Origin of the sequence: Pseudarthrobacter sp. S6, assembly GCF_050156575.1 — a bacterium.
Classification (GTDB): domain Bacteria; phylum Actinomycetota; class Actinomycetes; order Actinomycetales; family Micrococcaceae; genus Arthrobacter.
The window spans coordinates 3,872,716-3,884,350 of record NZ_CP189581.1 but is presented as its reverse complement, the minus strand read 5'-3'; the positions used below and the strand labels follow the sequence as shown (position 1 = coordinate 3,884,350).

Sequence of the window (11,635 nt, the reverse complement as noted above, 5' to 3'; positions counted from 1 at the left end):
TGGGAGACCTTCGTCGCTTCGCCGTCGTAGCGGTGGAGTGAAGCTGGAGGCAGCCGTTCTCGGGGATCACCGAGAACCGGTGGGAGCAGCCTCGACAAAGTCGGGCCGGTTCAGTACTGCCGGATGGGCCGGGCCCGGTGAGCGAGACGGGAAGGTATACGAGAGGAACCGGTGTCGTTACGCCTCTTCAGGCAACGCCAGCTCCAATCCGGTGGATGTGGGCTGGTATGCGGTGCACGCCCGCCCCTCATTTCGGGCGGGGGACTCCTGGTCCGGCTTGCTCTTCGCGGCTGGGAGGCCACGGTGAATGTCTACGGCGTAGCCGTGGCGATGCCGCAGGGGTAGAGCCGGGTGCCTAACCCGTTAATCGGACGACAGTGAACGTGGGAACCATCTGTAACCGTTCCATTACCCACTCCCGGCCAGGGAGATGGAGGGATGGATAGGCCTGATGCCGGCCGAAGGTTAGGGGTGGGGCGGAGCCGCCGTAGTACTCCGAGCCGGGGAAAGCCCGCGCACATGGGGAAGGGCGGCAGCGTGTCAGTTAACGAGAGGTTGCAATGTTCGAAGAAGCGCCGGTGAATACCGGCGCCGTGCAGTGGCCGGATGCTGATTCGGCTTTCTGGGCGGTACGAAGCATGCAGATTAAGTTGCATCGTTGGGCGAAAGAGGATTTCTATCGCCAGTTTGGTGACCTGTTTAACCTTGTCTATGATCCGGCGTTTCTGGTGCACGCGTGGGAACGGGTGTCCTCCAACGCCGGGGCACGGACTCCGGGGGTGGACCAGGCCACGGTGGCTTGGGTCGAGTCCCGGATTGGGGTGGAGGCCTTCCTGGGCCACGTTCGTGCCTTGCTGAAGTCAGGCGAGTTCGAGCCGGTCGAAGTGCGGCAGGTGCTGATACCGAAGGCGAGCGGGAAACTGCGCAAGCTGGGTATCCCCACCGTCGTGGATCGGGTGGTCCAGGCGAGCCTGAAGGCGGTGTTGGAACCCATTTTCGAGGCGGATTTCAAACCGTGCTCGTATGGGTTTCGACCTAACCGCAGGGCCCAGGACGCAATTGCCGAGATCCATTTTCTGGCCAGTCACTCGCATGAGTGGGTGCTGGAAGCCGATATCCAGGCGTGTTTCGATGAAATCGGGCACACGCCGTTGATGGAACGGATACGGCATCGGATCAAGGACAAGCGGGTCCTGGCGCTGGTCAAAGCGTTCTTGAAGGCCGGGGTCATGACGACCTCCGGGCAGCGGGAGGAAACGCTGAGCGGCACCCCACAAGGCGGGATACTCTCCCCGCTGCTGGCTAACATCGCGTTATCGACGTTGGACGAGCACTTTGATGAGCAACGGCGAGAACAGATGGGAACCGACCAGCAGCGGGCCAAACGCAAGCGGAATGGCCTCGGCAACTGGAAGATCGTCCGCTATGCGGACGACTTCGTGGTGATGGTGTCTGGAGAACGCAGGCACGCTGAGGAGTTGCGGGAGGATGTGGCCGAGGTGCTAGCCCCGATGGGGTTGCGGCTGTCTCCGGAGAAGACCCGTGTGGTCCACATTGACGAGGGTTTCGACTTCCTCGGTTTCCATATCCATCGCCGACGGAAACGAGGAACACAGAGACGCTGCGTCTACACCACACCTTCGAAGAAGGCCGTCCAGTCGGCCAAGGACAAGGTGCGTTACAAGACGCGTAGGTCAACCCTGCACATGAGTCTGGGAGAGTTGATTATCAGTCTCAACCGGATGTTGCGGGGATGGGCGAACTACTTCCGGCACGGTGTGTCCTCGCGGGTATTCCAGCAACTCGATAGCCACGCTTGGTGGCGGATCGTTAGCTGGATACGCACGAAATATAAGGGCAAGAGCCGGGTCAGCATGAAGGAGGTGCGCCGCCGTTTCTGTGACCAGGGATGGCGGATCGCCCATGAGGGGGTCGTGTTCACCGGCGCATCCAGCGTCGCAGTGACCCGCTACCGCTACCGCGGCAGCACCATCGCGACCCCCTGGACAACCAAACCGGCAGCCGCCAGCAGCGGCTGACCAACGGTCACGACACGTGGAGAGCCCGGTGCGTTGAGAGGCGCACGCCGGGTTCGGCGGGCGGGCCGCAGAAACCCACCGGGAGCAATCCCGGCAGGGCGCTGCGGTCCGACCCAACCGAATGTCAGATTTGTTGTTTTATCCGCCTTCCCCGGAACGCATGCACTTTGATTCCTGCCGGAATGATTGGGAAGGGTGATCCGAGATGGAAGTGATGCACCCGCGGTGTGCGGGTATTGATATTTCGAAGAAGGATGCGAAGGTCTGTATCCGTGTCCAGGGGCGGGGGGCCAGGGCAACCGCGTCGACGGTCACCACGTGGGGTGCGATGACCGGACAGATCCTGGACCTGAAGGAACACCTGCTGAAGGAGCGGGTGAGCCTGGTGGTGATGGAAGCGACCAGTGATTACTGGCGTCCCTTCTACTACCTGCTCGAGGACGAGGGCCTGAACGTCATCCTGGTCAACGCCCGTGATGCCAGAAACGTCCCGGGCCGCAAAACCGATGTCTCCGACGCTGCCTGGCTCGCGGATCTGGGCGCCCACGGGCTGGTCCGTGCCTCGTTCGTGCCCCCGCCGCCGATCCGTGAACTGCGCGACCTGACCCGGGCCAGGACCGTCATCACCCGGGAACGGACCCGGGAGATCCAGCGGCTGGAGAAGCTCCTCAAGGACGCCTGCATCAAGCTCTCCTCGGTAGCTTCGGACATCACCGGGGTCTCGGGACGGCTGATGCTGCAGGCACTGATCGAGGGGCAAGAGGACCCGGCGGTCCTGGCAGACCTTGCCCAGCGCAGGATGCGGTCAAAGATCCCGGAGCTCACCGACGCGCTCACCGGCAGGTTTGGCAGCCACCACCGCTACATGGCGAAACTTTATCTGCACCGGATCGACGCCCACACCGCCGATATCGAGGACCTGGGCGCAAGGATCGAGGAGGCGATCGCGCCCTTTCGTTTCGCCCGGGAACTCCTGATCAGCATCCCGGGATTCAGCACCACCGTCGCGGAGATCTTCATCGCCGAAACCGGCGCCGACATGACCGTGTTCCCCACCGCGGGACACCTGGCCTCCTGGGCCGGCACCTCTCCGGGATCCAACGAATCCGCCGGACGGGTCAAGTCCACCAAGACACGCCCCGGCAACCGCTACCTCAAAGGAGCCCTCGGTATCGCCGCGCTCTCGGCAGCACGCTCGAAGAACACCTACTTCTCCGCGAAATACTCCCGCCTCGCCGCCCGGCGCGGGCCATCCAAAGCACTCGTCGCGGTCGAACACGCCATGCTCACCGCCGCCTGGCACATGCTCACCACCGGGGAACTCTACAAAGACCCCGGAGCCGACTACTTCAGGCTGCAAGCACCTGCCAAGACCAAGGCCCGCGCGATCGGACAGCTCGAATCCCTGGGCTACCAAGTGACCCTCGCGCCCCTGCAACCCACCGGATAATCCTGCCTCAAAACGCCGACCGCCAGATCATTCAGTCAACGGGACAACGTCACCGCAATTTTCATGTCAGCGCTCCTAGCAGCGACGCGTCGAAGTTCCCGGTCTCAAAACGACCCAACGCGAGCGCGGAATCCGTGGCATTCGGCGGCAACGACCTCAAGGCCCCATGTTGCCACCTTGAGTGAGACAAAGTAGCGGAACCGTAGATTGCCAAGTGTGTGGAGATTTTGCCAACAAGACTGCGACAGAACAGAACGCAATTTCTTGAAAGTTTACGCTTCAACTAATTTAATTGAAATAATCGCGGTTATCGGCTAAAAGTCAGGCTAGTGATTAGCCGAACTTCAGGCTACATTTGAACCATGAGAACGGTACCGCTCAGCGAAGCCAAGGACAAGCTTTCCGCGCTTGTAGAGGAAGCAGACAAGACGCATGAGATCATCCAGATCACCCGCCACGGCCACCCCTCAGCCGTGTTGATGTCCGCCGACGACCTGGAGTCCCTGCAGGAAACTATCCACTGGCTCTCGCAGCCGGGCATTCGGGAAGACCTGGCCCAGGCGCGACGCGACATCGCCGAAGGCAACACGGTCAGCGCCGATGACCTGCGCCGTGAGTTTGGACTGCCGCCGAAGTGACCGAGGAACCATCCAACGCGCAAGGGCCATGGAAAATCGAAGTCACCAGCCCTGCGCTGAAGGGATTTCGTCGGCTGCCGGAGAAGGCTGCCGCCGCAATCGTCGAATTCGTCACCGGTGTCCTGGCCGACGACCCCCTCCGGCTCAGTAAGCCCCTCACCAACGAACTCCTCGGCCTGCGCACCACACGCCGTGGTGACTACCGCGTGTTGTTCACCCTCGCTATCGAAGCGCACACCCTATTCGTCCATCGCATCGAACACCGATCCGACGTATACAAACCGCGTTAGCCGAACTTCAAGGAAATGTGCCAGCTGGGAGCCTCTCCCCCAGCTCAGGCCGACGAAACGACCGTTATCGGCGTTATGCGTTAACTCACGGGCGCTGCCGAAGGTCCTAGCGAGGCGACCACCCGCCGTCGTAGTACACGGAAACACGGCGCAATGTTCGGACCACACCCGTAATCTGTTTAGATGCCTCGTTTTGCGCTTGATATTGAGTCCGTCCCCCGCCCCGTCCGTGCCCAGGCGCTTCTGGACGCAGTAAACCAAAGGGTAGTCATTGCCGATGGCGCGATGGGCACCATGCTGCAGGGCCGGGACCTCTCGCTCGAAACAGACTTCCTGGGGCTCGAAGGCTGCAACGAAATCCTCAACGCCACGCGGCCCGATGTCCTCGCGGACATCCACGACGCGTACTTCGCCACCGGCATCGACGCCGTGGAAACCAACACCTTCGGCGCCAACTGGTCCAACCTCTCCGATTACGGCATCGACGACCGCATCGAAGAGCTCGCCCGCAAAGGCGCAGAAATTGCCCGCGAGCGCGCAGAAGCGGCACAAGCAACAGACGGCCGCATGCGCTGGGTCCTCGGCTCGATGGGGCCGGGCACCAAGCTCCCCAGCCTGGGCCACACCAGCTACGACTACCTCAAGCAGACCTTCGCGCTGCAGGCCGAGGGCCTCATCGACGGCGGCGCGGACGCTTTCCTCATCGAGACCAGCCAGGACCTCCTGCAGACCAAAGCCGCGGTCAATGGCTGCAAGCAGGCCATCGTCACCCGCGGTATCCGACTCCCCATCTTCGTCGAGGTGACCGTCGAAACCACCGGAACCATGCTGATGGGCTCCGAAATCGGCGCCGCGCTCACCGCACTCGAGCCGCTCGGCGTCGACGCCATCGGCCTGAACTGCGCCACCGGGCCGGACGAGATGAGCGAGCACCTCCGCCACCTCTCCAAGCAGTCCTCCGTCGCGATCGCCTGCATGCCCAACGCCGGCCTGCCCGTCCTCGGACCCAACGGCGCGCACTACCCGCTCTCACCCAGCGAACTCGCCACCGCGCACGAGCAGTTCGTGCGCGAATTCGGTCTGGGCCTGGTGGGCGGCTGCTGCGGTACGACGCCGGAGCACATGGCCGCCGTCGTCGAACGTCTTGCGCCCTTCCGCGCCAGCGGCGCCGTCACCAGTGGCGGCAGGGGCGCCGACGGCCGCCGCGTTCCCACCGAGCGGGAAGCCGGCATCGCTTCCCTCTACCACCACGTGAATTTCGACCAGGAATCCGCGTACCTCGCCATCGGCGAACGCACCAACGCGAACGGTTCGAAGGCGTTCCGCCAGGCGATGCTCGAAGAGCGCTGGGACGACTGCGTTGATATTGCCCGCGGACAGGTCCGTGTTGGCGCGCACCTGCTCGACGTCTGCATTGACTACGTGGGGCGCGACGGCGTGGCCGACATCAAGGAGATCGTTTCACGGTTCGCGTCGGCCTCCACGCTCCCGCTCGTCATCGACTCCACCGAACCGCCCGTGCTGCAGGCCGGGCTCGAACACATCGGCGGACGCCCGGTGGTCAACTCCGTCAACTACGAGGACGGCGACGGCCCCAACAGCCGCTTCGCGCGCATCATGCCGCTGGTGAAGGAACACGGCGCCGCCGTGATCGCGCTGACCATCGATGAACAGGGCCAGGCACGCACCACCGAAGGCAAGGTGGCCATTGCCTCGCGCCTCGTCGACGCCCTGGTAGGCGAATGGGGGATGCGCGTCGAGGACATCATCGTGGACGCCCTGACCTTCCCCATCGCCACCGGCCAGGAAGAGACCCGCCGGGACGGCATCGAAACCCTCGAGGCCATCCGCCAGATCACCACGAAATATCCCGGCATCCAGACCACCCTCGGCGTCTCCAACGTGTCCTTCGGCCTGAACCCGGCAGCGCGCATGGCCCTGAACTCGGTGTTCCTGCACGAGGCCGTGCAGGCCGGCCTGACCAGCGGCATCATCGACGCCGCCAAGATCGTGCCGCTCGCCTCCCTGCCGGAAGAACAGCGCAAAGTTGCCCTGGACCTCATCTGGGACCGTCGCGAATACGACGCCGACGGCAACATCACGTACGACCCCCTGAACAGCATGCTGGACCTGTTCGCCGGCGTCGACACCGCGGCGCTGAAAGACCAGCGCGCGGCAGAACTTGCGGCGCTGCCCACCGGCGAACGCCTGGGGCGGCGCATCATCGACGGCGAAGGCAAGGGCCTCGAAGGAGACCTGGACCTGGCTCGCAGCGAGGGCATGACCCCGCTCGGCATCATCAACGACTACCTGCTCGAGGGCATGAAGGTGGTGGGCGAGCGCTTCGGAGCCGGCGAGATGCAGCTGCCGTTCGTGCTGCAGTCCGCCGAGGTGATGAAGAACGCGGTGGCCCTGCTCGAGCCGCACATGGAGAAATCGGATTCCTCGGGCAAGGGCACCATGGTGATCGCCACCGTGCGCGGCGATGTGCACGACATCGGCAAGAACCTGGTGGACATCATCCTCACCAACAACGGCTACAAAGTCATCAACATCGGCATCAAGCAGGGGATCGCCGAGATCATGGCCGCAGCGCAGGAGCACAATGCCGACGTGATCGGCATGTCCGGCCTGCTGGTGAAGTCCACCGTGGTGATGAAAGAAAACCTGGCCGAACTCCAGTCCCGCGGCCTCGCGAAAAAGTGGCCCATCATCCTCGGCGGCGCAGCCCTGACCCGCGCCTACGTGGAGCAGGATCTGGCGGAGCAGTTCGAAGGAACCGTCCGGTACGCCAAGGACGCCTTTGAGGGCCTGGCCCTCATGGAACCGCTGGTGCAGGTGGCCCGCGGCGCTGACCCGGACGCCGTCGGCCTTCCGCCGCTGAAGAAGCGGATCCATAAAGGCGGCCCGAAGTTCACGGTGACCGAACCGGAGGCAATGCCCGGCCGGTCCGACGTGGCCGCCAACAACCTCGTGCCCGCGCCGCCGTTCTGGGGCACGCGCATTGTGCGCGGCGTGGCACTCCACGACTACGCCGCCATGCTCGATGAGCGCGCCACCTTCATGGGGCAGTGGGGGCTCAAGCCCGGCCGCGGCGATGACGGCGCCTCCTATGAGGAACTGGTGGAGCGCGAGGGCCGGCCCCGCCTGCGGTACTGGCTGGACCGAATCCTCGGCGAGGGCATGCTTGATGCGTCCGTCGCCTACGGCTATTTCCCGGTGGTCTCCGAGGGGGAACAGGTGGTGGTGCTGCACCACGGGGAGGATCACGACGGCGTCCTCGGCACCGCGGGGCTGCTCGCCCCCGACGGTGGTTCCGGCGGTCCGATCGGCACCGAGCGGCTGCGGTTCGACTTCCCGCGCCAGCGCCGCGACCGGCACCTGTGCCTGGCCGACTTTGTGCGCTCGCGCGAGACGGGGCAGGTGGACGTCCTGCCGGTGCAGCTGGTCACCGCCGGTTCAAAGATCGAGGAGGTGACGTCCGAGCTGTTCGCCGGGAACCACTACCGCGACTACTACGAGCTCAACGGCCTGGTCATGCAGCTCACCGAGGCGCTCGCGGAGTTCTGGCATGCACGCATCCGCTCGGAGCTGGGATTCGCGGCCGAGGAGCCGAAGGACAAGGCCGGCCTGTTCAAGCTCGACTACCGTGGTGCGCGGTTCTCACTCGGATACCCTGCGTGCCCGGACATGGAGGACCGCCGGAAGGTGACGGAGCTGCTGAAGCCCGAAAGGATGGGCGTGGTCCTGAGCGATGAGCTGATGCTGCACCCCGAACAGTCCACCGACGCGTTTGTGTTCCACCACCCGGAGGCGAAGTACTTCAAGGTGTAGGTTGAAGCCGGTCTTTGGCCTGGTCGGATTGAGCCTGCCCGGCTTGCCCGCCGGGTCCAGAAACCGCGCTGGAGACCGGCTTCACCCGCCGCAGGGCGGCAAGAATGGCCCGCCCCACCACGGCGATTCCGACGATGGTGGTGATGGCACGCAGGGTGTCCCAGCCCGCCGTCGAGGTCACCAGCGAGTAGAGCAGGAAGCTGCTCATATTGGTCCCCAGCGACGCGCCGGGCACGTAGGAGATGCCCGTGCCGGCACCGACCGCGAAGGGCCAGAACCACAGGTTGGTGAGCAGGCCGAACAGGTAAGACGCCACGGCGCCGTAGCCGGCCAGCATCCACAGTTCTGCTTTCCCGCGCACCCGGCGCGGGAGCAGGCCGGCCCCGGCGCCCACCCACGCACAGGCGAAGATCTGGAACGGTGTCCAGGGCCCGATGCCACCCCACAGTGCGCTTGAGAGGGCGATGGTGGCGGCGCCGAGGAGCATGCCGAAACGGGCACCGAACGCCCGGCCGGCCAGGACCAGCAGGATGAAGACTGCCTCCACGCCCCCGACGCCGGTGCTCGCCACCCGAACTGCGGAACCTACGGCGGCCAGGACGCCGAGCAGCGCCACCGTGTGTGCGGAGCGGACCGAGCCATCCATGGACACAACGACGGCGACGGCAGCGAGCGGCGCGATGGCCAGCGCCGCGTAGGGGAGGGCCGCGGCTGCATCCTCCGGGAAGGCCGCCGCGAGCAGCGGCCAGCAGAACGCGGCGAGGGCAAGAAGGTTGGCCGCGGCGAGGACAGGGAGCTCAACGCCGCGCGGCATCCGGATGCGGTGCTGTCTGGCCGCGCTCTGGATGTCTGGTTCGATGACCCGTGGTTTTGGTCTTGCACCTGCTTGCCGGGGAAGCGGTAGGTGCGGTTCCGGGACTTCGGCCACCACGGAGGGCACGACGCCGTCACGCATCGGGAGGATCCGGGCGCCGAGGCCGTGGGCAAAGTCGTGGTCGTGCGTGGCGATCAGGACCGCCGCACCGGAGTCCGCTGCGGCCCGCAGCGCCGCCGAGACTGCGGTGCGCGCGGCAGGATCGAGTCCGCGGGTGGGTTCATCGATCAGGAGCACTTGAGGATTGTCCATGGTCTGCAGCGCGATGGCCAGGATCCTGCGCTCCCCGGCAGAGAGGTCCCGGGGATGCTCGTGCCCAATGGGCATCCGGACGTCTCCCCGCAAGCGGGCCAGGTGTGACGCCGCGGAGCCAGGCGCAGGGTGCCCGACGTGCTTTCGGCGAGTCTGGCGCCGTTCGGCGGCGTGGAGCTCTGCTGCCACCGTATCCCTCGTGAAAAGGTCGTCCGAGGCGTCCGGCACGAGGGCGACGCGGCCGCCGTCGACCGTCCCTTGACGAACCGTCCCTTCACCGAGGGCGAGCGCCACCAGGAGGGACGACTTCCCGGCCCCGTTCGGCCCCACCAAGGCCACCACTTCGCCGCGGTGCAGGGTCAGGGACGCATCCAGCACGAGCGGCTTGCCCTTGCGGTGCACCGCAAGGTTTGCCGCCGTCAGCACAGGCGTGTGCTCCGCCGGCGGCGCCGGCGTAGGGTGCCCAACCGTCGGGGAAGCGGACGGCGCGGCACCGGGTACCAGGGCGCCGTCGTCAATGGTCCACCAGGAGCCGGCAACCGGGACGAGCGGCGCGGCCCGGTGCTCCGCCACGATGACGCAGACACCGGCGTCCCGGGCGAGGGCGTGGAGCACGGCGATAACGTGTGTGCGTGCTGCGGTGTCAAGGTCGGCCAGGGGCTCGTCCACCAAAAGCAGGGCCGGATGCTCCACCACTGCGGCGGCGATGGCTACGAGCGTTGCCTCACCCGCGGAGAGGGTGCTGATGGTGCGGTCCAGCAGCGCCGTCACACCGATCCGCTCGGCGACCTCCAGGACCCTGGCCTTGGCGGTACCGGAAGCCACACAGCGCAGCTCAAGGGCCAGGGAGATTTCGTCCCGGACCCGGGTGGAGGCGAAGGCGGCGCGGGGATTCTGCAGGACGACGCCGATGAGGCGGGCGGTATCGCGCGGCGGCGTGGTGGCACGGTCCGTTCCGGCGACGAGCACCGTGCCGGCAATTTCTCCACCGTCAACGTGTGAGAGGAGGCCGGCGATGCCCCGCAGGATGGTGGACTTGCCGGAGCCCGTCGGCCCGGTAATGACCGTTATGGACCCGCTGGACGGCGTGAAACCAGCAACGCGCACCTGCGCATCACCGATGCGGAATTCTGCGTCCCGGACGGTAACCGGCGCTTCGGTACCTTGCGCGGATTGGTGTGCTGCCCGGCTCCCGAACCCGCGCAGCTCCAGGGCCGCGGCAACCCGGCTGGCGTGCTCCAGGGTGCGCTCGAGCACGGGCACTAGGGCGCGCGGTCCGAAGCGTTCGCCCCGCAACCGGAACGCCAGGCGGACGGAGGTCACGGCGTCGGAGAGTGCCGGGAGCGCCGCCCACGCCACCACAAGCGTCCGGGCCAGGCCCTGCATGGGACCGCGGCGGGCCAGGTGGACAAAGCCGCGGGCCACATCTACCCAGGCGTTGAGCAGACCGAAAGCGAGGAACATCCCGGCAATCGGCAGGGCGGACAGGACCGCCTGCCACAGGCCAGATCCGGTGACCGGACCGAGGAAGACCACATGCGCGTAGGGGGCAGGCAGCCGAACCGCCGGCAGGTCGAGCAGGACCGGTTCGCCAATGCCCGCCCCGTTGAAAAGGATGCGGTAGATGACCCGCGCCGCGATGAAGACGACGGCCAGAGCCGCCGCTGCGCGTAACGGCGCGGGTCGAAAGGTCATGCTGCCGGTGCGGCCGGTTCGCCGTCGAGCGTGTACAGCAGTTCCAGGCTCTCACCCGGGCTTACCTGGAGGGTGGCGAGGCCTTCCTGCGCGTAGGCCCAGTCGCCGGTGGCCGGCTTAACCCAGAGAGACCAGTAGGCGAAGGCGGCGGGCATCTTGCCGCACTCTTCCCGGTACGTGCCGCCCTTGTGGGTGATGTCGAAGTCTGCGGCGGGCACACCATTCACACGGCACACCAGTTCATTGGGGTAGTCGGTAGTGCCCACGGTTTTCACCTTAGCCTCGTCGAGCACCTTGGAAACGGGAGTCGCCGCGTCCACAGCCACGCACACGGAGGTATCGGCAGCAGCCTGCTTCAGGGCGCCCGAATCGACGATGACCTTCACGCCCGCGCAGGGTCCAGAGGCGCTGGGTGAGGCCGTTGCCGTCGTCGTGGGGGCAGCGGTGGTTGGCTGGGTCGCGGCCGGTGCGGAACAGGCGGCGAGGGTAAACAGGAGACCGGCGGCGGCGAGGGAGCTCGCGGCGGCGGTGCGGATCGTAGTCAAAGTCACGCTTCAAGGGTA

General features: G+C 65.8%; 7 protein-coding genes. 5 read left to right on the top strand and 2 right to left on the bottom strand.

The features are described from left to right. Positions 1-560 precede the first annotated feature (560 nt). The 5 genes from ltrA (at position 561) to metH (ending at position 8,251) form a co-directional block, all read left to right on the top strand. Positions 561-2,039, top strand: a complete 1,479-nt coding sequence (gene ltrA, locus ACQCS0_RS18615; protein ID WP_426938669.1) for a group II intron reverse transcriptase/maturase — start codon at positions 561-563, stop codon at positions 2,037-2,039. A 205-nt stretch (positions 2,040-2,244) separates the two neighbouring features. Further along, positions 2,245-3,489 (top strand): IS110 family transposase, encoded by a 1,245-nt coding sequence (locus tag ACQCS0_RS18610; RefSeq protein ID WP_426939954.1) that lies wholly within the window; start codon positions 2,245-2,247, stop codon positions 3,487-3,489. A gap of 362 nt (positions 3,490-3,851) precedes the next feature. Then, a complete protein-coding gene (locus ACQCS0_RS18605) occupies positions 3,852-4,127 on the top strand; it encodes a type II toxin-antitoxin system Phd/YefM family antitoxin (RefSeq protein ID WP_354154423.1) in 276 nt (91 codons plus the stop codon). After that, complete coding sequence (locus tag ACQCS0_RS18600) at positions 4,124-4,417, top strand: type II toxin-antitoxin system RelE/ParE family toxin (protein ID WP_354154424.1); 294 nt, start codon at positions 4,124-4,126, stop codon at positions 4,415-4,417. The genes ACQCS0_RS18605 and ACQCS0_RS18600 overlap by 4 nt, the downstream gene beginning before the upstream one ends. A 183-nt stretch (positions 4,418-4,600) precedes the next feature. Beyond that, positions 4,601-8,251 carry a methionine synthase gene (metH, locus tag ACQCS0_RS18595; protein ID WP_354154425.1) on the top strand — a complete coding sequence of 1,217 codons (3,651 nt, stop codon included), beginning with the start codon at positions 4,601-4,603 and terminating at the stop codon, positions 8,249-8,251. Here metH and ACQCS0_RS18590 read toward each other — a convergent pair. Both ACQCS0_RS18590 and ACQCS0_RS18585 read right to left on the bottom strand, forming a co-directional pair. Continuing rightward, a complete protein-coding gene (locus ACQCS0_RS18590; protein ID WP_354154426.1) occupies positions 8,241-11,072 on the bottom strand; it encodes an ATP-binding cassette domain-containing protein in 2,832 nt (943 codons plus the stop codon). The two genes, metH and ACQCS0_RS18590, sit on opposite strands and share 11 nt — an antisense overlap. Next, positions 11,069-11,623, bottom strand: a complete 555-nt coding sequence (locus ACQCS0_RS18585) for a hypothetical protein (protein ID WP_354154427.1) — start codon at positions 11,621-11,623, stop codon at positions 11,069-11,071. The genes ACQCS0_RS18590 and ACQCS0_RS18585 overlap by 4 nt, the downstream gene beginning before the upstream one ends. Positions 11,624-11,635 lie beyond the last annotated feature (12 nt).

Bases quoted from the DNA above. Each gene is read 5' to 3' on its own strand.
- metH (WP_354154425.1), top strand. From the start codon at position 4,601: ATGCCTCGTTTTGCGCTTGATATTGAGTCCGTCCCCCGCCCCGTCCGT.
- ltrA (WP_426938669.1), top strand. From the start codon at position 561: ATGTTCGAAGAAGCGCCGGTGAATACCGGCGCCGTGCAGTGGCCGGAT.
- ACQCS0_RS18605 (WP_354154423.1), top strand. From the start codon at position 3,852: ATGAGAACGGTACCGCTCAGCGAAGCCAAGGACAAGCTTTCCGCGCTT.
- ACQCS0_RS18610 (WP_426939954.1), top strand. From the start codon at position 2,245: ATGGAAGTGATGCACCCGCGGTGTGCGGGTATTGATATTTCGAAGAAG.
- ACQCS0_RS18590 (WP_354154426.1), bottom strand. From the start codon at position 11,072: ATGACCTTTCGACCCGCGCCGTTACGCGCAGCGGCGGCTCTGGCCGTC.